Annotated in this window: 24 protein-coding genes and 5 tRNA genes; 2 read left to right on the top strand and 27 right to left on the bottom strand. The window is 39.8% G+C overall.

Going from position 1 to position 23,099, the window contains the following annotated elements; translation table 11 throughout:
- Positions 1-7 precede the first annotated feature (7 nt).
- Positions 8-331 (top strand): hypothetical protein, encoded by a 324-nt coding sequence (locus PQ477_RS07420; RefSeq protein ID WP_274273303.1) that lies wholly within the window; start codon positions 8-10, stop codon positions 329-331.
- Between the two features lie 75 nt (positions 332-406).
- Here the strand turns inward: PQ477_RS07420 and rlmH are convergent, their stop codons facing one another.
- The 24 genes from rlmH to PQ477_RS07540 all read right to left on the bottom strand — a co-directional run bounded on the left by rlmH (position 407) and on the right by PQ477_RS07540 (position 19,451).
- Positions 407-886 (bottom strand): 23S rRNA (pseudouridine(1915)-N(3))-methyltransferase RlmH, encoded by a 480-nt coding sequence (gene rlmH, locus PQ477_RS07425; protein ID WP_274273304.1) that lies wholly within the window; start codon positions 884-886, stop codon positions 407-409.
- Between the two features lie 120 nt (positions 887-1,006).
- Positions 1,007-1,153: a CxxH/CxxC protein gene (locus tag PQ477_RS07430; RefSeq protein ID WP_078440283.1), complete on the bottom strand. Its 147-nt coding sequence runs from the start codon at positions 1,151-1,153 to the stop codon at positions 1,007-1,009.
- Positions 1,154-1,268: 115 nt separating this feature from the next.
- Positions 1,269-2,489 carry a S1C family serine protease gene (locus PQ477_RS07435; protein ID WP_035396854.1) on the bottom strand — a complete coding sequence of 407 codons (1,221 nt, stop codon included), beginning with the start codon at positions 2,487-2,489 and terminating at the stop codon, positions 1,269-1,271.
- A 199-nt stretch (positions 2,490-2,688) separates the two neighbouring features.
- Positions 2,689-3,483 (bottom strand): MBL fold metallo-hydrolase, encoded by a 795-nt coding sequence (locus PQ477_RS07440; RefSeq protein ID WP_274273305.1) that lies wholly within the window; start codon positions 3,481-3,483, stop codon positions 2,689-2,691.
- Between the two features lie 42 nt (positions 3,484-3,525).
- Positions 3,526-4,389 carry a two-component system regulatory protein YycI gene (locus tag PQ477_RS07445; RefSeq protein WP_035396858.1) on the bottom strand — a complete coding sequence of 288 codons (864 nt, stop codon included), beginning with the start codon at positions 4,387-4,389 and terminating at the stop codon, positions 3,526-3,528.
- Positions 4,386-5,729: a YycH family regulatory protein gene (locus PQ477_RS07450; RefSeq protein ID WP_274273306.1), complete on the bottom strand. Its 1,344-nt coding sequence runs from the start codon at positions 5,727-5,729 to the stop codon at positions 4,386-4,388. Before PQ477_RS07450 ends, PQ477_RS07445 begins: the two co-directional genes overlap by 4 nt.
- Positions 5,726-7,600: a cell wall metabolism sensor histidine kinase WalK gene (walK, locus tag PQ477_RS07455; protein WP_035396865.1), complete on the bottom strand. Its 1,875-nt coding sequence runs from the start codon at positions 7,598-7,600 to the stop codon at positions 5,726-5,728. The genes PQ477_RS07450 and walK overlap by 4 nt, the downstream gene beginning before the upstream one ends.
- 5 nt (positions 7,601-7,605) lie before the next feature.
- Positions 7,606-8,313, bottom strand: a complete 708-nt coding sequence (gene yycF / locus PQ477_RS07460; protein ID WP_035396867.1) for a response regulator YycF — start codon at positions 8,311-8,313, stop codon at positions 7,606-7,608.
- Between the two features lie 195 nt (positions 8,314-8,508).
- Positions 8,509-8,581: transfer RNA gene (locus PQ477_RS07465), tRNA-Thr, on the bottom strand.
- Between the two features lie 3 nt (positions 8,582-8,584).
- Positions 8,585-8,660 (bottom strand) — tRNA-Phe (locus PQ477_RS07470).
- Between the two features lie 46 nt (positions 8,661-8,706).
- Positions 8,707-8,783 (bottom strand) — tRNA-Asp (locus tag PQ477_RS07475).
- Between the two features lie 25 nt (positions 8,784-8,808).
- Positions 8,809-8,880, bottom strand: a tRNA-Glu gene (locus PQ477_RS07480).
- Between the two features lie 10 nt (positions 8,881-8,890).
- Positions 8,891-8,966, bottom strand: a tRNA-Lys gene (locus PQ477_RS07485).
- Between the two features lie 211 nt (positions 8,967-9,177).
- Positions 9,178-10,464, bottom strand: a complete 1,287-nt coding sequence (locus PQ477_RS07490; protein WP_035396869.1) for an adenylosuccinate synthase — start codon at positions 10,462-10,464, stop codon at positions 9,178-9,180.
- Between the two features lie 117 nt (positions 10,465-10,581).
- Positions 10,582-11,943 (bottom strand): replicative DNA helicase, encoded by a 1,362-nt coding sequence (dnaB, locus tag PQ477_RS07495; RefSeq protein WP_144560372.1) that lies wholly within the window; start codon positions 11,941-11,943, stop codon positions 10,582-10,584.
- Between the two features lie 63 nt (positions 11,944-12,006).
- The gene (rplI, locus tag PQ477_RS07500; protein WP_035396871.1) at positions 12,007-12,450 is read right to left on the bottom strand and encodes a 50S ribosomal protein L9; all 444 of its coding nucleotides are present in this window, start codon (positions 12,448-12,450) and stop codon (positions 12,007-12,009) included.
- 2 nt (positions 12,451-12,452) lie between these two features.
- Positions 12,453-14,417, bottom strand: coding sequence for a DHH family phosphoesterase (locus tag PQ477_RS07505; RefSeq protein ID WP_035396873.1), 1,965 nt, complete (start codon positions 14,415-14,417; stop codon positions 12,453-12,455).
- 31 nt (positions 14,418-14,448) lie between these two features.
- Complete coding sequence (locus tag PQ477_RS07510) at positions 14,449-15,384, bottom strand: DUF2232 domain-containing protein (RefSeq protein ID WP_186370689.1); 936 nt, start codon at positions 15,382-15,384, stop codon at positions 14,449-14,451.
- 164 nt (positions 15,385-15,548) lie between these two features.
- The gene (gene rpsR / locus PQ477_RS07515; protein WP_035396877.1) at positions 15,549-15,782 is read right to left on the bottom strand and encodes a 30S ribosomal protein S18; all 234 of its coding nucleotides are present in this window, start codon (positions 15,780-15,782) and stop codon (positions 15,549-15,551) included.
- Positions 15,783-15,807: 25 nt separating this feature from the next.
- A complete protein-coding gene (gene ssb, locus PQ477_RS07520; RefSeq protein ID WP_035396879.1) occupies positions 15,808-16,290 on the bottom strand; it encodes a single-stranded DNA-binding protein in 483 nt (160 codons plus the stop codon).
- Between the two features lie 38 nt (positions 16,291-16,328).
- A complete protein-coding gene (gene rpsF, locus PQ477_RS07525) occupies positions 16,329-16,616 on the bottom strand; it encodes a 30S ribosomal protein S6 (RefSeq protein ID WP_035396881.1) in 288 nt (95 codons plus the stop codon).
- A gap of 394 nt (positions 16,617-17,010) precedes the next feature.
- Entirely contained in the window at positions 17,011-18,111 is a 1,101-nt protein-coding gene (gene ychF / locus PQ477_RS07530; RefSeq protein ID WP_035396883.1) for a redox-regulated ATPase YchF, read from the bottom strand.
- Between the two features lie 49 nt (positions 18,112-18,160).
- A complete protein-coding gene (locus PQ477_RS07535; RefSeq protein WP_035396885.1) occupies positions 18,161-18,358 on the bottom strand; it encodes a DUF951 domain-containing protein in 198 nt (65 codons plus the stop codon).
- Positions 18,359-18,422: 64 nt separating this feature from the next.
- Complete coding sequence (locus tag PQ477_RS07540) at positions 18,423-19,451, bottom strand: YkvI family membrane protein (RefSeq protein ID WP_274273554.1); 1,029 nt, start codon at positions 19,449-19,451, stop codon at positions 18,423-18,425.
- Between the two features lie 84 nt (positions 19,452-19,535).
- Here PQ477_RS07540 and yyaC point away from each other — a divergent pair, with 84 nt between their 5' ends.
- Positions 19,536-20,165: a spore protease YyaC gene (gene yyaC, locus PQ477_RS07545; protein WP_246117092.1), complete on the top strand. Its 630-nt coding sequence runs from the start codon at positions 19,536-19,538 to the stop codon at positions 20,163-20,165.
- Here the strand turns inward: yyaC and PQ477_RS07550 are convergent.
- From PQ477_RS07550 to PQ477_RS07560, 3 genes are read right to left on the bottom strand one after another with little or no spacing between them, the layout of a single operon-like run.
- Complete coding sequence (locus PQ477_RS07550; protein WP_274273307.1) at positions 20,162-21,307, bottom strand: aminotransferase class V-fold PLP-dependent enzyme; 1,146 nt, start codon at positions 21,305-21,307, stop codon at positions 20,162-20,164. The genes yyaC and PQ477_RS07550 overlap by 4 nt on opposite strands.
- Before the next feature lie 53 nt (positions 21,308-21,360).
- Positions 21,361-22,227 (bottom strand): ParB/RepB/Spo0J family partition protein, encoded by an 867-nt coding sequence (locus PQ477_RS07555; protein ID WP_035396890.1) that lies wholly within the window; start codon positions 22,225-22,227, stop codon positions 21,361-21,363.
- Complete coding sequence (locus tag PQ477_RS07560; RefSeq protein WP_035396917.1) at positions 22,220-22,981, bottom strand: ParA family protein; 762 nt, start codon at positions 22,979-22,981, stop codon at positions 22,220-22,222. The genes PQ477_RS07555 and PQ477_RS07560 overlap by 8 nt, the downstream gene beginning before the upstream one ends.
- Positions 22,982-23,099: the final 118 nt, after the last annotated feature.

Consider the following 23,099-nt stretch of genomic DNA (forward strand, 5'->3'; position numbering starts at 1 on the left):
AGACAGTATGATAATAATTGAGGTGATAAAATTGGTTGAATGGAAAACCTGTCTTGTTTGTGGCTATAAAGGACTTGAAGAACCACCTTATGATGCGCTAGGAAATAGTAGCTTTGAAATTTGTAGTTGTTGTGGGTTTCAGTTCGGTCTAGATGATGAAGATAGGGATTATAGCAAAGAGGAATTATATAAAAGTTATCGTGAGGACTGGATTAAAGATGGATCTAAACCTTTTTCCGAATCCTTCCCAAACCATTTAATTGATTTAAATGGTTCTTTAAAAGCCCCTGTCCTCCATGAACAACTTAAAGCCCTCGAAATGATCCCATGAAATTAAGCGTTCGATTCCGTTAAAGCACAACACGATACACTAGTGTTGTGCTCTTTACCTTTCCTACAACCTCATTTACTTATGGTACGGTTCCCCTCTATTAATCCGGAAACTCCTATAAACCTGCTCCAGCAAAACGAGCTTCATCAACTGATGAGGGAACGTCATTTTAGAAAAAGAAAGCAATTCATCCGCTCGCGCATAGACATCATCAGAAAGTCCGAGTGACCCGCCAATAACAAAAGCGATTTTACTTTTTCCGTATGTACCGAGCTGCTCAATACTTTTAGCAAGCTGCTCGCTTGTCTTCATTTTTCCTTCAATGGCTAGGGCCATGACGTACGTATCTGCATCAATTTTTGCAAGGATCCGTTCTCCTTCTTTCTTCTTGACGATACGCATGTCTTCTTCGCTTAAATGCTCTGGTGCTTTTTCATCTGCTACTTCAATCTCTTGGATTTTAGCGTAGGCGCTAAGTCTTTTTTTGTATTCGTCGATCCCTGAACGTAAATATTTTTCCTTCAGCTTCCCAACAGTAATGACACTAATATTCACTTGTGTATAACTTCCTTTCCCATTTCCTTTCTCCTGTTATCCTCTGTGTATAACACAAAAGTGAAGAGGATAACACTTATCCACATGATTTATCCACATATCAACAATGTGGGTATCTGATTATTTTGTTAGTGTATAGACTGCTTTTTCTTCGCAAAATTGGCATGTTCGTGGTTCTTTTGCTTGTTCGACAATGGGTGCCGTTTCCCATTCATCCACAGCGACATCCAATGCTAGTTCAATATGCTCTTCACATGCTGCTATCATCGTGCACGTCCTTCCATTTTTCATTCTTTCAGTATAGCATTTTGTTATCCACAGTCCAAAGCGTTCTTGCAAAAAAAAGAACCCCTTTCTTTATGAAAGAGGTTCACTTACCGTCTTATACATCTGGTTGCTCCGTTAGTGTCACATCAACGGTTTCTTCTGTACCGCCACGATAAAGGGTAACAGAGATCGTATCACCAATAGTATTTTCACGATAGAGCATATGTCTTAAATCTTGTGCATTTTCAATGGTTTCACCATCAATGCCAACAATGACATCTTGCTCTTGGATACCTGCGTTTGCAGCCGGGCTACCAGGGGAAACGTTCACTACCACAATTCCTTCGGTTATATCTTCAGGTAAGCCAAGGGATTCCTGCAGTGCAGCTGTTGGAAATTCATTTAAATTACGTAAGGTAATGCCTAGAGAAGGTCGTCTTACCTCTCCTGTTGTCTCTAATTCTTCAATAACAGGCTGGACAATTGCAGATGGAATGGCAAAGCCTAATCCTTCAGCAACACCGGAAATTTTCATTGAATTAATGCCAATCACTTCACCATTTATGTTAATTAATGCACCACCACTGTTACCAGGGTTAATGGCTGCATCTGTTTGCAGTACTTCGGCATTCCAATCAGCTTGACCGTTTCCAGTCGTATCAATTGGAATACTTCTTTCTGTTGCGCTAATAATCCCTTGGGTGACGCTACCAGCAAATTCTAGGCCCAGTGGGTTTCCAATTGCAATCGCTGGCTCACCAACGCTTAATGAATCAGAGTCACCGAATGAAGCGACTGTATCAACATCATCGGAACTAATTCGTAGTACAGCTAGATCTGTCAATTCGTCTTCACCAATCACTTCTGCTTCTACTCTCGTGCCATCGGTTAAGGCTACTTCTACTTCCGTAGCACCATCGATGACGTGTTGGTTTGTTACGATGTATGCGTATTCCCCTTCTGCTTTATAAATCACACCTGATCCAGTACCACTCTCGCTTGCATCCCCTTCACCGAATAAATCGGATTGCTGAAGATTAATAACACCAACAACCGCATCGGAAACTTCATTCACAATATCCGTTACAGCGGAATTGACATCTAAATTAATAACATTTGAATCGACTTGTTCCGTTTGAGGTTCAGCAATCGTATCTGTATTTTCTTCAACATTGTCATCGAATGGAGCTAGGTTTGACAATAATGGTGAGGCAATCAATACAAGCGCTGCACCGATAATTGCCCCGCCAAAAGCAGAAAATCCTGCAACTTTACCATTACTCGTTCCTTGCTTCGGTTCCTTATAGCGAGAATCATTTCCATCGTAATAACCCATTGCCCTTTACCCCTTCCATTTCAGCTCTCTAACCATTTTCCTACATTATACCCATTTAACCTAATTCTTCTAGGTTAAAACCGGGAATTAAATGATTTTTGTAGTTCTTTTAACATTTGTTTAGAAAGAGAGGCTAATCATGAGAAATAAACAAAATTTGTATGGTCTATTACGTAACTATTTACGTTTTTCGTTGCTTTTAAACCACGCACAATGCGGTTGGGCTATATGGGTCAGTGTCATGAAGATGAATGGTTTTCCCTACTTGATGACCTTCTTGTTCAAGCACTTGTTTAACGGTCATTCGTGCTAAATCTTTCATATTGTTATCTAAGCTTAAATGAGCAAGATACACATGAATCGGCGTGTCATCGACAATATCGTGTAATGCTAGAGCAGCATCTTCATTTGACACATGCCCCATATCGCTTATAATGCGTCTTTTTACATTCCATGGATATCTACCAACCCGTAGCATATTTAAATCGTGGTTGGATTCAAACACGTATGAATTCGCACCAGCGATGGTTTTTTTTATCCGTTCGCTCACATAGCCCATGTCTGTTGCAATCACAAGCTTACGCCCTTCATGACGGAAACAGTAAAACATCGGATCAGCAGCATCGTGGGACACACCGAATGATTCTACTTCAAGGTCGCCGAATTGTTTAACTGTTTCTTGATTAAAATGGAATTTTTGATCGGTGTTTAATTGACCGATTTGCTTTTCCATCGCTTTCCACGTTTTTTCGTTCGCGTAGATTGGCAAGTTGTGTTTACGGGCAAATATGCCTGCACCTTTTATATGGTCACTATGTTCATGGGTCACAAGTAAGGCATCTAGTTGCTTTGGATCACGATCAATCTTTTTAAAGAGCTCGTCCATTTTCTTTCCAGTTAACCCTGCATCCACTAAAATTTTTTGCGATGGAGTCTCCACATACATCGCATTTCCTGTACTACCGCTTGCAAGCACACTGAAACGCATAGCCATCTTACGTCCTCCTTAATTCTATTACTCTCTCAAAAAAGAGGATCACTCACTTAAATCATCTTCAATTTCTTCATTTGTTTGTGATTCGTCTGGATACCATTGGTGCTGTTCTGAAAGTATTGCATTTACAAGGTAAATTCTCATATCCTTTTCTTCTGCGTCAGCACCCGAACGATCGACTGTTACTGCCCACATAGGAGAGAAGAAGCGGGGTGTCTGATCGGATAAACTATAATAGCCAAATTCAATATGCTCAATCGTATTATTCATTGATAGGTAATGGTTATCTAATAGTACTCGTATCGCTGTCATATACGGGGTCATATCCCGCTCGTCTCGATTTTCACTGAAGCTATAGCGTTGTTGTTCATAGCCAATCACTTCATCATCGTCATTTAGCTCTACTGTTAATGCTTCATCGTTATCGATGTACGTTTCAACTTGATTATACATTTGATTAAAATGAAGAAAGTTGCCTTCTCGTCTAGAGAATACGTATTCCTCACCATAAAGAACATGCTCTGCTAGTAAGGGCGCAAACGCTTCTTCTGTATTCGCATTTAATACTTGGCTAATATTAACCGGATCTTCTAGTTCAACTCGAATCACGTTTGAAGATTGACCAATCGTTTCCACTGAATGGCCGCTATTTTCTAGCTGTTCGATTTCTTCATTTGTAAAGCTTACTCTCGAACCCTCAAGCACGACCCCTCTTGCATCAGATGTATTTACATCTTCATCGGGGAGAGTGATATTGTTATCATCAAGACGTTCGACAATTTCTGGCGCTTGTTCAATACTTTGCAATTGACCTTCCATCACACGATCGACAAACTGCCAGCCTAAGAAGATATTTAACAGCAAGAATACTACAATAAAAATAGATTTTGTTCGATTCCAATTCATTCTGTTAACTCCTCGTCAGATCTAACAACAGCTTCCCATTCTCCATCTAGTTGATAAAACCAAGTTGGGGTTAAGTCGGCACGCTTACTACTTGTCATCGTGGCTTTATAGCCTAAACGAATATCGGTTACATCTTCCCATAAAATGGTTGAGCTTTTTTTCATCTGATTGACAGCATCTAAACCAGACGAGACTTCTCTCTCTTGCTCTGTATACCGATCTTCAAGCTGGAACAGAGGGCGCCCCATACTCACGACTTGTGTACCAGCTCGAGTGACGTACATCTTCATTCGATCCTGGTCACTACTCGTTGTGGTTAAACGATGTTCAAACACTGGTAAATGATTCACATATAACCGAAATTCAGCTTGATCGGTTGCATCTTTTTTATTCACTTGATCAATGGCATATTGATCTGTCCATCCACCCGTTACATTAATAAACTCTTGAGCAACTTCTACAATGTGACGATTGCTTTCCTCTTGACTATCTGTAGAGTATGGATACGAGTAATTTAAATAAGAAATGGTACTATCATGGGTCACTGTTCGACTGCCATCTGTAAACAAATATTCCCCGTTTAATTGATTCGCCCTAGGCACATCCGTATCGTTGAACAATCGCTGATTAATCAGCATAGGCATCTCTTCATCGTTTCTTAATCTGTAATCATAAATTCGCACAACTTGCTTTTCAGTTGGCACATAAATGTCATTGCGTAACAACAGATAAGTTGAATCATTTTCTTTCACAACCTCTGTTGCTAGTTCAGACTCTGTATCTGTTGCATAAATTAAGTTTTTTAAATCGCTTGCGGGCATCGTTGTACGTAATGACATAAACTCTTCTTTTTCAGAAGAGGCAAAGGTGAAATTAACGGTGTCCTCTTCTGTCACATAAATAAGTAATCGATTCACTTCTCGACTTGTATTCATTTGATCGTAATTCCCGTCAAAATAAGCCAAGAGCGACTGTAATGGTAGCTCATCTGGAAACCGTAATTCAATGCCCTCTGCACTTGTTGTCACTGGATCTGCTGATATCGCATGTTCAAACTGATACTGACGCAATGTCGTAAGCGTTTGATCATACCGACTATTCAACGGATTCATTAGCGCATACCCTTCCAAGTCTTTGTGCAAAATCACCGAGCTAGGCTGAATAAGATCCGTTATTAATCGCTCTTCCCCTATCATGGAATCTGCATAATTCCCGCTCTCACCTGATTCACCCTCTAACGCTTGAAGATTTGGCTGATACGTCCATAGCTGGTAGGTAAAAAACAAACTTAAGCCAATTAACGCGACTAAAGTGGCTGTTTTAAACTGTTCGTATTTCACACTTTACCTCCTTTAAACGTGGAGTAAGGCAATGTTATATAAATGGTCGTTCCTTCATTGTATTCACTATTCACCCAGATTTCTCCTTCGTGCGCCACAACATATTCCCGGGCAATCGCTAAGCCAAGACCTGTCCCACCTACATTTCTCGCTCTTGCTTTATCCACACGGTAGAAACGTTCAAAGATCTTGTCCTGAGACTCAGTCGGGATTCCCATTCCTTCATCTGAAATACTGATTCTTGCTTTGTTTCCTTGATGAAGTAATGTAATGCTGACGTTTCCGCCTTCTGGTGAATACTTAATGGCATTCGATATAATGTTATCCAGCACTTGCGTTAATTTATCTTCATCAATTTTTGCAAATGTCGGCTGCTTGACAATATGACGATGAAAAACAATATCTTTGTCCTTTACAACCATCTCAAAACGCTCGATAATTTGATGCAAGAATGAACCTAATTCAACCCAGCGTAAATCCATCTCGTAATCATTGGAATCGATACGAGAAAGCTGGAGAAGATCATTTACTAATCGAATCATACGGTCTGTTTCTTTTTGTGTAACGTTAAGAAAGTGCGGCGCAATTTCCTTGTCCTCTATCGCACCATCTGCAAGTGCTTCAAGGTAACTTTTCATCGTTGTTAGCGGTGTCCTCAGTTCATGAGATACATTTGCCACAAACTCACGGCGTTCACTTTCTATTTTTTCTTTTTCCGTTACATCGTGAAGAACCGTAATTAACCCATTCATCGGTCCGTCATCTTCTTGGATAGCAGAGAAGTTTGCCTCTAATAAAACCAATTCCTCACCATGACTAAAATCAAGTAAAACCGATTCATTCTTCTCGTATAAATCATAAATGCTTTGCGTTTCATCCATATTCAATACGTCAATAATAGGTTTTCTTAATACATGCTTTAAGGAGATTCCTAATAATTCCTCTGCACGTCGGTTCATCAGTATAATTAAACCACTCTGGTCGGTAGCTACAACTCCGTCGGTCATATGAGCAAGAACCGAACGAAGGCGCTTCTGTTCTCGGTCCCTCATAAGTGTTGTATCATGGAGCTTATTCGTTAGCTCGTTAAATGACATTGCGAGCTGACCAAGCTCATCTGATCCGTACACCTTTACCTGTCTTGAAAAATCTCCGTGCCCCATCCGTAAAGCTTGCCTACGCATGTCCAGAATGGGCGCTGTAATGGTTCGAGCCACCAATATAATCACAAAAAACGTAATTAATAATGCAATGGTTGAGGCAACTATAAAGATTTGGTTGATCGACTGGGCTTGATCTGTCACTTCTTCAATCGAAGCTTCTACGTAGACAGCGCCTTGAAGTTCGGTTGCTTCCGTATTTCCTCCATCAAGAGAAGCGTTGGCAAAGTCTTCATTTGGTCGAATGGGCTGTGCTTTCACAAAATAACGTTCTTGGTTCTGCTCATTAATGCGCTGATCGCTCAATGATGATCCACCTGTAATTGCTCTTCTAACAATTGTTTGCTCTGTTAGCTGACCAATACGTGTCTGATCATTTGGATCAGAACTTGCAAGCAATACAAAATCTTTCCCGATAATTTGCGCTTTCCCGAACCGAATGTTTTCATCTGTTTGTGGGAACGTCTCATTTAAAAGCGTGTTTAAATTTTCCTGCGTGTCTGAATCCTCGTCAATTAATTCACGTGCCGCACTGACTGTAAGCAAGTTAACCCGATCGCTAATGACAGTTTCGTAGTTATCCATTAAACTTCGCTCAAGTGAATTTGAGAAATAAAAACCAATAATCTGCATGGCAAGAACAATGAGCAACATGTAGATAATAATGAGCTTAAAGCGTATGGACTTAAAAAAGCCTACGTTTTGATCCATTTACTTTACTCCTGATTATCCTGTGGTGCTAAGAAATAGCCAACACCTCTACGCGTCATAATCCAAGTAGGATAGCTTGGGTTATCTTCAACTTTTTCACGTAAGCGTCGCACGGTAACATCCACGGTTCGCACATCACCAAAATAATCGTAGCCCCATACAGCTTGTAAAAGGTGTTCTCGTGTCATCACTTGTCCAATATGCTTTCCGAGATAATGAATTAATTCAAACTCTCGATGTGTTAAATCAACTGCTTCCCCACGTTTTCTTACTTGGTATGCATCAGGGTGAATGGACAACTCACCAATATGCATTTCTTTTGATGAAGAGCCTGTTTCTTCGACTGCAACTTGCTGACGTCTTAGATTCGCCTTTACCCGTGCTAACAACTCCCGTGTACTAAATGGTTTCGTCACATAGTCATCAGCACCTAATTCTAGACCTAATACTTTATCAATCTCTGAATCTTTAGCCGTTAGCATAATGATTGGTAAATCAGATTGTTTACGTACTTCTCGACAGACTTCCATTCCGTCCTTATATGGAAGCATAATATCAAGTAACATAAGATCCGGCTTACGCTCATTCACTTTTTCTAGTGCTTCGTTTCCATCATAAGCACACTCTACGCTAAACCCTTCTTTTTCTAAATTAAATTTCAATATATCTGCAATTGGTTTTTCATCATCAACAACTAAAATATATTTATCCATTCTTTTTACCTCCTGGATCAGTAGTATCTATTTATTTATTCCATTAAAATTTATGTCACTTAAACAAAACACCAGCCACTGCTGATGTTTTCACTACAAAAAAATTGCCCGGGGAATAACGACATCCCTCGTACTAGTTTAACATATCTACCAAAAACAAAAAGAACTTTATGCATTCACATAAAGTTCTTTCGATGCCGGCCAGAGGACTTGAACCCCCAACCTACTGATTACAAGTCAGTTGCTCTACCAATTGAGCTAGACCGGCAAGTGGTGGCTCGGGACGGAATCGAACCGCCGACACACGGATTTTCAGTCCGTTGCTCTACCAACTGAGCTACCGAGCCTTACTTATTATACATCATGATTATTTCAACAATGACGAAGAAAAAATGGCGGTCCGGACGGGACTCGAACCCGCGACCTCCTGCGTGACAGGCAGGCATTCTAACCAACTGAACTACCGGACCATTTGTGTATGTATTTATATAAAAGTGACCCGTACGGGATTCGAACCCGTGTTACCGCCGTGAAAGGGCGGTGTCTTAACCGCTTGACCAACGGGCCACTGTAAAAATGGTGAGCCATGAAGGATTCGAACCTTCGACCCTCTGATTAAAAGTCAGATGCTCTACCAACTGAGCTAATGGCTCAAATACCAAACTGAGCAGACGGTGCAATAAGCAAGCCGTGTTTCGTCATATCCTCTCGACGACAAGATTTATAATATCACATATAAATCATCTGCGCAATACTTTTTTTAAAACTTTTTTCTATAACGTGCTTGGCTCATAAATTCAGTCTTAAGCATACTGAAAAAAAAGGGAAAACGCAAGCTTTTCCTTACGCTTTCCACATAATTCATTATGCAAAGACACCACGGACAAGATTTGTTTGATTCCGATCCGGACCAACAGAGAATACGGTTAATGGAATACCCGTTAATTGCGTAACTCGTTCTAAGTAATGACGCGCATTCTCAGGTAAATCTTCCAATGTTTTTGCCCCTGTAATATCTTCTTCCCAACCTGGTAACTCTTCATAAACAGGCTCACACTCTGCTAGTACATTTAGACTTGCAGGAAATTCGTCCATAATTTCGCCTTTATAACGATAGCTTGTACAAATTTTAAGTGTTTTAATCCCGGTTAGAACATCAATCGAGTTAAGGGATAAATCTGTAATCCCGCTTACACGGCGTGCATGACGAACAACGACACTGTCGAACCAACCAACACGTCTTGGTCGTCCAGTTGTTGTTCCGTATTCACGGCCAATCTCACGGATTTGATCACCCGTTTCATCATGTAACTCAGTTGGGAAAGGACCGTCACCTACTCTAGTTGTATAAGCTTTAGATACACCAACAACATGATGAATTTTAGAAGGACCTACACCAGATCCAATAGTCACTCCCCCAGCAATTGGGTTTGATGACGTAACGAACGGGTATGTTCCTTGATCAATATCAAGCATAACGCCTTGTGCACCTTCAAAAAGCACACGCTTCCCATCATCTAATGCGTCATTTAGTACAACAGATGTATCCACGACGTATTTCGCAATTTGCTGACCATATTCAAAGTATTCTTCAACAATGTCATCAACAGAGAAACCTTCTGTTTCATAATACTTTTCGAAAAGACGATTCTTTTCTTTCAGCACGGAAGCTACTTTTTCTGCAAACGTATCTTTTTCAAGTAAATCAGCAATACGAATGCCAATACGAGCCGCTTTGTCCATATAAGCAGGACCAATTCCTTTTTTCGTAGTTCCAATTTTATTAGCGCCTTTGCGCTCTTCTTCTACAACATCTAATTTTATATGATAAGGTAAAATAACATGCGCTCGATTTGAGATTCGTAAATTACTTGTATCTACGTCTCGCTCGTGTAAATAAGCTAGCTCTTCTACAAGTGCTTTTGGATCAATAACCATACCGTTTCCAATCACACATGTTTTATCTTTATAGAAAATCCCTGAAGGAATCAAGTGAAGTTTATATTTCTTGCCGCCAAAAACAATTGTATGGCCAGCATTGTTTCCACCTTGATAACGAGCCACAACCTCTGCCTTTTCAGATAAATAATCTGTAATTTTGCCTTTTCCTTCGTCGCCCCACTGTGTTCCTACAACAACAACTGAAGACATACCGACACCTCCACGCTCATTTAAAACCATTGTAAGTATAGCAGGTCAATTCCAGAGCGTCAATGAAATCCGAACATTGATCTCTCTAATGACCTTTTCATTCGTTTAAAATCTATTTTACATTGGTGGCATGTCGTTTTCGTCATGCCTACGGTCCAAATTAACGAATTTATTGTATTCTTTTACAAATGCTAGTTCAACTGTCCCTACTGGACCATTACGTTGCTTAGCAATAATAATTTCAATTGTATTTTTGTTTTCTGTTTCTTTATCATAGTAATCATCACGATAAAGGAAAGCAACAATATCTGCATCTTGCTCGATACTTCCTGATTCACGAATATCAGACATCATTGGCCGCTTATCTTGTCTTGATTCTACTCCACGAGAGAGCTGAGATAATGCTATAACTGGCACTTCAAGCTCACGAGCAATTGCTTTTAACGTTCTTGAAATTTCCGATACTTCCTGCTGACGATTTTCACCACTTCGACCATTTCCTTGAATGAGTTGCAAATAGTCAATAAGAATCATGCCTAATCCACTTTCTTGCTTCAATCGCCGACATTTTGCTCGTATCTCACCAACTTTTACACCTGGAGTATCGTCAATATAAATTCCTGCTTTTGATAAAGACCCCATTGCCATGGATAGCTTGTGCCAATCTTCTTCATCTAATGCGCCTGTTCGCATTCGCTGCGCGTCTATATTTCCTTCTGCACAAAGCATTCGTTGTACAAGCTGACTTGCGCCCATCTCTAAAGAAAAGATTGCGACGTTTTCATCGGTTTTCGTTGCGACGTTTTGAGCAATATTTAATGCAAACGCCGTCTTCCCTACAGAAGGTCGTGCCGCAACAATAATAAGATCGTTTCGTTGGAAACCTGCCGTCATCGTATCGAGCTCAGAAAATCCTGTTGCAATGCCCGTTATGTCACCCCGAGATTGTTGTAGCACTTCAATCTGATCATACGTTTCTAGTAAAACATCTTTAATTTGAACGAAATTTGATGAGTTTTTTTGCTGCGCTACTTCTAGAATCGTCTTTTCTGCATGATCGAGAATGGCACCTACCTCATCCTCGCTTGCATAGCCGTCTTTCACGATATCTGATGCTGCACGAATTAAGCGTCTTAATAATGATTTTTCTTCTACAATACGGCTGTAGTAATCCACATTCGTTGCTGTTGGAACCGTTTCAGCAATATCTGTTAAATAAGCGACACCACCAACATCGTCGAGCCATTGCCTGCCCTGAAGATCTGCCGTCAACGTGACTAAATCGACAGGCTCACCTTTTTCACTAATATCAAGCATCGCTTCATATATTCGTTGATGACTAGCACGGTAAAAATCCTGCGGAAGCAGTCGTTCACTTGCCGTTGTGAGCGCCTGTTCTTCAAGTAAAATGGAGCCAAGGACGGCTTGCTCTGCTTCAATATTTTGTGGGGGCGTCCGGTCATTTAGAAGATCACTCATAAGGTTTACTCCTTTTGTAATAGTTAACGGAAATGAAGCTGACTCGTTTTGAGTCAGCTTCTCTTATACTTCCTTCACATGAACATTTAATACAGCTGTTACCTCTGGATGAATCTTAATCGGCACTTTTGTATAGCCAAGTGAACGGATTGGTTCATCTAATTGAATTTTGCGCTTATCAATTTTCTTGACTTCTTTTTGTAAAGCTTCTGCAATTTGCTTGGTTGATACAGCTCCGAATAAGCGTCCACCCTCGCCTGCTTTTGCAGGAATGGTAATCGTTAATTCTTCTAATTTCTGTTTAAATGCTTGTGCGTCTTCAAGCTCTGCTTGTGCTTTTTTATCTTGACTCTTTTTTTGTGCTTCAAGATCTTTAATGTTTCCGGAAGTCGCTTCCTTCGCTAACTGGTTTGGAAGCAAGTAGTTTCTTGCATACCCTTCCGCAACGTCTTTTGTTTCCCCTTTTTTACCTTTGCCTTTTACATCTTTCAAAAAAATAACTTTCATCGTTACGAACCTCCTTCAAATCCATCGTCTATCGCTTGTTCTAATCGATCTTTTACTTCTTCTCTCTCGGCATCTTCTAGTTGTGTTGCTGCGTTTGACAAATGTCCTCCACCGCCAAGACGTTCCATAATGACTTGCACATTGATATCGCCGAGGGATCGAGCACTAACTCCGACTCGGCCATCGCCTCTTTTACAAATAACAAATGAGGCACGAACACCACTCATTGTTAAAAGCGTATCGGCTGCTTGGGCAATAATGATCTGATCGTATGGCTCATCATCATTTGCCATTGCAATCGCATACCCGTCTCGGTAGACATAGGCATTTTCCATCAGCTTAGAGCGGCGGACATAACTCGCTAAGTCTTCTTTTAAAAGCTTCTGTACAAGGGCTGTATCTGCTCCATTTGCTCTTAGGAACGATGCAGCATCAAAGGTACGTGCACCAGTACGAACCGCAAAGCTCTTTGTATCAACGGTAATACCCGCAAGTAACGCTGTCGCTTCTAGCCGGTCCATTTTAAATTGCATTGGTTGATACTCTAATAGCTCAGTGACTAGCTCTGCTGTAGAAGAAGCATAAGGTTCCATATAGACAAGTACCGGGTCATGTACGAAGTCTTCACTTCTGCGATGGTGGTCAAGTACGATAATGCGGTCAACCATTTGCAATAATTTAGGTTCAATGACCATGGACGGTTTATGCGTATCCACAATTACAAGAAGGGTTTCTTTATCAGCAATTTGTACCGCCTCTTCAGGTGTAACAAATTGATTCCATAAATGTTCTTGCTGTTTCACTTCGTCTAGTAACCGTTGAACATCAGCATTGGTATCTTCTTCATCAAGTACAATAAACCCTTCGCGATCATTCAAGTCTGCCAGTTTCAAGACACCCAGAGAGGCACCAATTGCATCCATATCTGGTCTATTATGACCCATGACGATCACTTTTTCGCTTTCTTTAACGAAATCACGCAAAGCATGGGAAATCACTCGCGCTCTGACTCGAGTTCGCTTTTCTACAGCATTTGTCTTTCCTCCATAGAATCGAACACGTCCATTTTTCTTCTTTATTGCTACTTGGTCTCCACCACGTCCTAAAGCCAGATCGAGACTAGATTGAGCTAACACACCAAGCTGCTTTAACGAAGCTTCTTCTGTACCTACACCAATACTAAGGGTAATGGGTGCTTTTTCCTTCGCAGTGATGTCACGTATTTCATCAAGAAGTTCAAAACGATTCTCTTCTAACAGTAGTAATGTCTTGTGATTCATTACTGCTAAAAACCGATCTGATGATGTTCTGCGTAAGTAAATGTCATAATCATTTGCCCAGTTATTTAGTGCCGTAGTGACTTGGGCTAGCAAGCGACTACGAATTTGGTCGTCCATGCTTTGGGTTACTTCATCGTAATTGTCTAAATAAATATGCGCAATTAACGGTAGCATATGGTCATACCGCTTCTGCGTTGTTTCTTTTTCTGTAACATCTACCACGTAAATCAGTCGTTCGTTTTGTTCAAACGTAAAGTGATAATAGCCAGATTCAAACTGTATGGTTTCTTCTGCGGTATCATCTTGGATATACTGCTGTAAATCTTTATGAATAACAGTTACATCCATTCCATTTAACCCTGTTCCAAAGCGCTCTTGTATAAATGGATTTGTCCATTGAATGGTTCCACTTTCATTATAAAGAACAATTCCAACAGGAAGCTTTGTTATCGCTTCATCACTTGCTTTATTCACTCGGTACGAAAGCGTTGAAATATACGTATCAAGATAGTGGTCGTCCTTTTTCTTTGCTCTAAAGTAAAAAAACACCCAGATAAGTAAAAGTACTGTTACACCAACACCAGCTTCCCACTGATTAAACGTAAGCCAAGCCGTTAAAGCTAAAACGAGGGTAAATAGAGTGATGACATACGTATGCTGCCACCACGGCTTGTTCCAATTAGGCATGAATGTCATCTCCTACTCATTGCGGCCAAATTTATTCCTTCAATCGATCTCTTAAGCGCAACATCAAATCCATCAATCCGATAATCTTTATGAATAGTATCGTTAACTGCATAACCAACATCAACAGTACAAGACCAATCGTGACAATCACAATTGCTGCTTTCGATGCCTTTTTATCATACATATAGGTTTGGATAAACGATAGACCTTGTATAAGAAGAAAAATACTAAAGATGTTAAACCCTATTAACGAAATGCTCGCCATAAGAGAACCCTGCTCAAACGAAATGAACCCTAAAAGCATAAACAAAAAGTAGAAAGCAATGATATATTTCGGAAACTGCCAGTTACGAAAGGCAGGAAGTTTATCATATTGTATTCCTACACGTTTATACATAAGCGTAGACAGTCCATAAAGGATAAACCCATACATTGTACCGAATACGAGGAGTAAAAACGGCATCATATTTTGTAGCATTTGCATATATTCTCGAATAAACGCGTCATCGTATACATCAACAGCAAACGACTCAGCTAGCCTTTGGGTTTCTACTAACGTTTCTCTAACTGCACCTAAAATTGACACATCATATAAACCTTCAATGACCACATAGATCATCGCTAAAGATAAGAACGGCGCAATGATAAACACGGCTATTCGTTCAACCGCCGACTTCCTCATATATTGATAGTAACCAACGAGTACACCGATTAATGCGAAACAAACTGGAACCAGTATTATACTTGAAAAAACAAGCGATAACCCAACAGTGGCCACTGTCGCCAAACTGGCGACCATCGTTCCTGTTTTCAATCCATATACTGCCGTTATATAAAGAAGCGGTAATGGAAGTGCGATAAATGCAAGTGTATTGATTAAAGGAATACCAGTAACAAGCAGAGTATACAATAGAACAAACAGTAACCCGTTTATGATCCCTCTTGTTACAACTTTCTTGTCTTCCAATTCGTCACCTCTTTTAAGCGTGCAAGCTGTTTCTTCCCACAGCCTTTATCTATTTTATCGCAATTACTCTGAAAGTAAAAGCGAGTTCAATTGAAATTAAAAAAAGAGAGCAATCAAACTGGCTTTTCGAAAGCCGGCTTAATCCACCCTCTTTTATCGCAACATTAATTTACTTCGTTTACGTAAGGAAGTAAAGCAATTTGACGGCTGCGCTTAATTGCAACAGTCAATTTACGTTGATATTTTGCAGATGTTCCAGTTACGCGACGTGGAAGAATTTTACCACGCTCAGAGATGAAACGCTTAAGCAAATCAACATCTTTATAGTCAATGTGCGTAATTTTGTTTGCTGTAAAGAAACAAACTTTTCTACGCTTTGGACGACCGCGACGTGCCATAAGACATTCTCCTTTCTATTTGTTATTAGAATGGTAAGTCATCATCAGAAATATCAATTGAACCATCATTTGAAAACGGATCATTGTCGTAACCGTTTGAGCGATTACCACTTGAACCTGCGTTCCCTGAACCTGATCCATAATTTCCTTGAGAACCACCGAAGTTTTGGTTTTGATTGTTTTGGCTATTACGAGGTTCAAGGAATTGAACACTCTCAGCCACAACTTCAGTTATAAATACTCGTTTTCCTTCATTGTTATCATAACTGCGGGTTTGAACTCGTCCATCAACGCCTGCTAAACTTCCTTTTTTCAAGAAATTCGCTACGTTTTCTGCTGGCTTTCTCCAAACAACACAATTGATGAAATCCGCTTCTCTTTCCCCTTGTTGATTAGAGAATGGACGATTCACTGCTAGCGTAAAGTTCGCTACAGCAACGCCATTCGGGGTAAAACGAAGCTCAGGGTCACGGGTTAATCGGCCAACAAGAACAACACGGTTTAACAATGCGATCCCTCCAGCCTAGCTCGTTTATTTTATCGTTATTATTGTTCGTCTTTTGTAACAAGGACACGAATAACATTATCATTGATTTTAATCAGACGATTAAATTCATTGATTGCTTCAGTGTTCGCTTGTACGCTAATAAGAACGTAGTAGCCATCTTTGAAATCATTGATTTCATAAGCTAAACGTTTTTTACCGATCTCTTCTACCTTTAAGATTTCAGCACCGTTATCAGTGAGCACTTTGCTGTAGCGCTCAACGATTTCTTTGTTTGCTGCCTCTTCTAGGTTTGGAGCGATAATGTACATAATTTCGTACTTACGCATTCCATTCACCTCCTCTTGGTCTAAACGGCTCTGTTTGTAAAGCAGAGCAAGGAGCAAAAACTAATTCACTCACATTCAATGATTATATCATTTTAGAAATTAATGAGCAAGCTTCAAATTAAAATCACCTGCCTTTATATAAAAAGTAGAAAACAGTTTGGGAAGAATACATGAGGGTCTTGCGAAGATTTCTAGGAGCTTACTTAATTATTACGCTCTCTTTTTCTAAATTCCTTCTACCTTGTAAACGATATTTTTCGACAACGTCTTTTTTACCTCCTATCAAAAAAGAGCTGTACAAAACGTACAGTCTCTTGTTCTTTCGCTATTTTCATTCGTAAACATGGAACCTGTCTCTACGCAGTGCCAAAGACGGATTCAACTAACGTACTTCTTATACATTAAAACGGAAATGGATCACGTCGCCATCTTTAACGACATAGTCTTTTCCTTCAAGCCGGACTTTGCCTCGTTCTTTTGCAACCGCCATCGTTCCAGCATCAACTAAATCAGAATACGACACGGTTTCTGCACGAATAAAGCCACGTTCAAAGTCTGTATGAATGATTCCTGCAGCCTGAGGTGCTTTTGTTCCATTGCGGAACGTCCATGCTCTCACTTCTTGTTCACCAGCAGTAAAATACGTTTCTAGTCCAAGTAAAGAATAGGCAGCACGAATTAACTGATCAAGACCGGATTCTTCAATCCCTAATTCTTCCAAGAACATTTCTTTTTCTTCACCTTCAAGTTCAGCAATCTCCGATTCAATCTTGGCACATACCACAATGACATTGCTATTTTCCTGGTTGGCAAACTCTTTCACTTGCTTCACATAATCATTATCTTCTTCAGCAACAAGATCATCTTCAGAAACGTTTGCAACATATAAAACAGGCTTACTGGTTAATAAGTGAAGCTGTTTTACAATTTTAAGCTGATCGTCATCAAAATCAATGCTACGTGCAGGCTTTTCGTTTTCAAACGCATCCTTTAGAAGCTCAAGTACAGCAAGCTCTGCAACGGCTTCTTTATCTTTCGTCTTTGCTAGTTTTGCTACTCGTGTGAACCGCTTATCAACTGATTCTAAATCAGCCAAAATCAATTCTAAATTAATGACTTCAATATCTCTTAACGGGTTCACGCCACCAGACACATGGGTAATGTTATCGTCCGCGAAACAACGAACAACATGGGAAATCGCATCCACTTGACGGATATGAGATAAGAATTTATTTCCTAACCCCTCACCCTTACTCGCGCCTTCCACAATTCCAGCAATATCTGTAAATTCAAAAGCTGTTGGTACCGTTTTTTTCGGTTTCACAAGTTCTGTTAGTTTATTTAAACGTGAATCTGGTACTTCAACAATCCCTACATTCGGGTCAATCGTACAAAAGGGATAGTTTGCAGATTCAGCACCAGCTTGTGTGATTGCATTAAATAAGGTCGATTTTCCAACGTTTGGTAAACCAACAATTCCTGTCGTTAAAGCCACTTCCGTCACGTCCTTTTATTTATCGATTCTCAAATCCGAACATTATTGTTTACTCGTTCTCAGACTCGATTACTTTTTTTAGCTTCTTTGAGAAATCCCGACGTGGTAGCATAACACTATGTTGACAACCTAAGCATTTTATACGTACATCCATTCCCATGCGGATAATCTTCCAACGATTTTCCCCACAAGGGTGCGGCTTTTTCATTTCTACGACATCATGTAGCGCAAATTCCTTGTTTGCCAATGTTCTTTCCTCCTTCGGGTATTTCTGCTTGTATTATACACGAAGGAGTGCTGCCTTTGTAGTGTCAGCGCTTCTTTTTTGTAGCAGGATGTCTTAAAATGGGGTACAACAGTAGCGCAGCAAGGATATATAAATTTAAAATGCCGTATAAAGGATACAGAATTGAAATTAATGTGGAGAAGCCGAATAGTGTCAATGGTGCCATTAGTGCAACGAGCAACAACGCTATTACCCACGGCTCACCAGTTACTTTCACTCGAATACGAGATAGTAACCCTAATACACCTGAAGCAGCTGTTGTATAAATGGCTAGCCATAATACCAGTGAGATTGCTAATACCATTACTGATGGATAATGCTTTAAAATAACGAATAATGGTATCTCATAGAAGATGATCTCTTGAGCAACAGTAAGCAAGGACTCGTTGTAAATATACGAAACCGTTCCTAAAATAGCGCCACTTCCGATACTCGCAATGTAGATTTCCCCGCGATGGTTAATTTGGTTTCCAACAGCGCCTAATACAGCGATGATAGGCAAAATATTTAAGGATGTAAACGTTAACGATGATGGCCAATTTTTCTGTTCCTGTAAATTAAATGAAAATGTAAATCCAATAGAGTGTTGATAAACAAGTAAAACCGCCAATAAGCAAACAATTAGAATAGGAATAAGAAGCGCATTTATTTTTGTCATACCGCTTGTACCTTTTATAAAAATAATGACAACAAGAAACCCGTTGACGATAATACCAAGCCAAGTTGGAATATGATAGACTTCGAGAGTGGCTCCAGCCCCCGCAAGCATGATGACAGTTACTGAAAATAAATAGAGGATAATCATTACGTCATAAGCCTTAGCTAATCGCTTTCCTAATACTTTTTCTAACACAGGTAGATAATGAGTGGTTTGTTCTTTTTTAGATACCGTTAAAATAACAGCACAGCTAATGGAGAAAAGGACAGCAAACAATACGATAGCTAGTCCGCTTTCAGCACCAAAAAATTCCCATAACTCTCTCCCTGAAGCATAACCTGCCCCAATAATTGTTCCTACTATTAAAAACATCCACTTTAATCCATTTCCCCACAAAATCCTCACCCTCGCTGTTTCAGCATGTATAGATTTTCTAGAAATCTACTATACTGTTACTACTATGGTGAAGGAGTTAAAAATATGAGTACAAACCTTTGGCCTTTTAGAAAAAAAGTGTTTTCCAAACGTATGCATATTGATGATGATTTATTTACACAAGAACTAGGAAAGTCCTTACTTTTATTTTGTCGTCAACACTCAGCAAAAGAACTTGTTGTCGCTTGTATTGGTACTGACCGTTCTACTGGCGATGCGCTTGGTCCGCTTCTTGGAACAATGCTACAGAAGCGTCATCTAACTCAATTTACTGTTTATGGAACATTAGAAGCACCTCTTCATGCGGTAAACTTAGAAAATCGATTAAAGGATATTCACGAACTTCATCCTCATGCTTTTCTCATTGCGGTTGATGCCTGTTTAGGACGGCAAGGACATGTTGGATCGATCACGCTTTCGAATCAATCATTAAAGCCAGGGGCAGCTATGGGGAAGTCTTTGCCTGAAGTTGGCGATTGTTCTCTTACTGGAGTAGTAAATGCTGCTGGTCTGATGGATTTCCATATACTTCAAAGCACTCGTCTTCACGAGGTCATGACAATGGCTGAAAAATTACAAACCCTCTTTACTTATGTGGATGCGCAACTGAAACAATCGACCCAAAAAAAACACCCTTCTCTTTTTCAAAAGAAAGGCATTTTCACTGAGCTTTAAAACGATGTTCCTATTTCCTTTAGTGCATTAATAAGGACACGAACATCTTCCTTTGTCGTATAAGGTCCAAAGCTCACACGTACCAACCCTTTGTCAATCGATCCAAACCACTCATGTAATTTTGGAGCGCAGTGTAAGCCAGCTCTAACAGCAATTTGATAATGTTGATCAAGAATAATGGCACACTCTTGACTGCTTAACTCAGCAAAGGCGAAGGAAACAACCGCTAGGCGACCCTTAGCTACTTTTGAACCAACAAGTGACAGGTTCACATTCGCAATCTCTCTTAAAAAATAATCGACCAACTGCATTTCATGCTGATAAATTGCCTCTGTTCCTCCTAAATATTCAAGCTCATCTAATCCAGCCCCGAGCCCTACAATAGCAGGCGTATTTAGAGTGCCAGCTTCATACCGCTCCGGCCACGTATTTGGCTGATCTTTAATTTCAGAACTATGACCAGTACCGCCATAGGTCATTGGCTTTAAATGATAGTTACCTTTGGATACTAAGATACCTGTACCTTGAGGACCTAATAATCCTTTGTGACCAGGGCAGGCAAGCAGATCAATACCATCTCTCTCCATATTAATGTCAATTGTCCCTGCTGTTTGTGATGCATCAACGCAAAGGATTGCCCCAACAGATGCTGTTTTTTCAGAAATCGACGTTAATGGAACGATTTCCCCTGTAACGTTTGAAGCATGATTAATTACGACAAATTTCGTTTTATCGTTAATAGCTTCAACTACACTAGCAGCCGTTTCCTCACCTGTTTTCCCGCCAGCAAATCGAATAACGATACCGGCTTGCTTTTCCATTGCATATAATGGTCGAAGGACCGAATTATGTTCAAAATGAGTTGTAACGACTTCATCTTTATTAGAAAACGGAAATCCGAGAATAGCTTGATTTAACGCAAACGTTGCATTCGAATAAAACCAAACGTGATCTTCTGATGGCGCATGGAAAAATGTCGCCATTTTTTTCCTTGTTTGCAAAACCAATTCAGAGGCTTGTCTAGCTAGAGAATGCCCTCCTCTTCCAGGGTTTGCACCGTGCATTTCCATCGTAGCGACAACCGAGTCAATCACTCGTTTCGGTTTAGGAAATGAGGTAGCGGCGTGATCAAAATAATACATGTAATTCTCTCCTTTCAAAAAAGAAGCCGCCTCTTTAAGGAGGACATGCTTCTTTATTCTTTCGATTGTATTAAAATATCTAAAATTCTCTCTAAATCATCTTCAGAAAAATAATCAATCTCTATTTTCCCTTTTTTCTTCCCTGGCTTGATCATGACCGATGTCCCAAGTGAATCTCTTAAACGCTCTTGATGATTTTTAAGAAAAGGAGACAATTTCACTTTTACTTCTCTTGTTTCACGTGGAACATGTTCATTAATCTCTTGAACTAATTTTTCAACTTCTCGAACGCTGAGCTTCTCTTGAAGAACATTTTCAAGCACTTGAGATAATTTCTCTTTATTTTGTAATCCGAGTAATGCTCTACCATGACCCATACTTAGTTTACCAACAGATATAAACTCTTGAACCACTTTAGGTAGCTGCAACAACCGCATATGGTTGGCAATATGTGGCCTACTCTTCCCTAACCGCTTTGCCAATTGTTCTTGTGTGCTATTTGAGTAGCTCATCAGTTTTTCGTACGCAATGGCTTCTTCAATCGGATTCAAGTCTTCCCGCTGTAAATTTTCAATTAACGCAATTTCCATCATTTTCTTTTCATCTAAATCTTGAATGATAACAGGAATTTGATCTAATCCAGCTTGTTTAGCTGCTCTAACACGACGTTCTCCCATTACAATTTCATAATCTTTAATAGATTTTCTTACAGTAATTGGCTGTAAAATGCCATGTTCTTTAATCGAATCACTTAATTCTTTTAAAGATTCTTCTGAAAATGTTTTTCTTGGTTGATACGGGTTTGGTCTTACTTCAGATACAGAAATAAATGTGACTTGTTCCTGATTTTGTTCACTTTCGTTCGGAAAAAAAGCTTCTAATCCTTTACCTAAACCTTTCTTTCCAATCGATTTAACCATTTGCAACCACTTCCTTTGCTAAGTCTATGTACACTTCTGCTCCACGTGACTTCGCATCGTATTCAATGATTGGTTTTCCATAACTTGGTGCTTCTCCAAGACGAATGGTTCTAGGGATAATCGTATCAAATACTTTATCTCGAAAATACTTTTTCACTTCTTCAATAACTTGAATACCAAGATTGGTTCGTGCATCCAACATTGTTAGCAGCACACCTTCAATCGCTAACGATGTGTTTAAATGTTTTTGCACCAATCGAACGGTATTTAAAAGCTGGCTTAAACCTTCTAAAGCGTAATATTCACATTGTACTGGGATAATAACAGAATCTGACGCTGTTAACGCATTAATTGTTAGCAAGCCTAATGACGGTGGACAATCAATAAAGATATAATCATACGTTTCTTTTAATGGTGTTAAGGCTTTCTTTAAACGAACTTCTCGTGAAATCGTTGGCACGAGCTCAATTTCTGCACCAGATAACTGTATCGTCGCAGGAATTACATCTAAATTACTTACACTCGTTGGAAAAATGACCTTGCTAGCCGGTACATCATCAATAAGGACATCATAGATACATTCATCCACATCCCCTTTTTCAACACCTACTCCACTCGTTGCGTTACCCTGTGGATCTATATCAACTAGAAGTACTTTTTTTCCTAAATGAGCTAAACATGCTGCCAAATTCACTGAAGAAGTTGTCTTCCCAACGCCGCCTTTTTGGTTTGCGACAGCGATAATTTTTGACACTTGGACACCTACTTTCCTTCGTTGCAGAAACATTCTCTCTTTATTTTCTTGCATTAATTGAGAATCCCTAAAAAAAGTCATTAACTGAGCATAGGATGCCCACTTAACCTTCACTTGG

Source organism: Shouchella hunanensis (assembly GCF_028735875.1).
In the GTDB taxonomy this organism is placed as follows: domain Bacteria; phylum Bacillota; class Bacilli; order Bacillales; family Bacillaceae_D; genus Shouchella; species Shouchella hunanensis.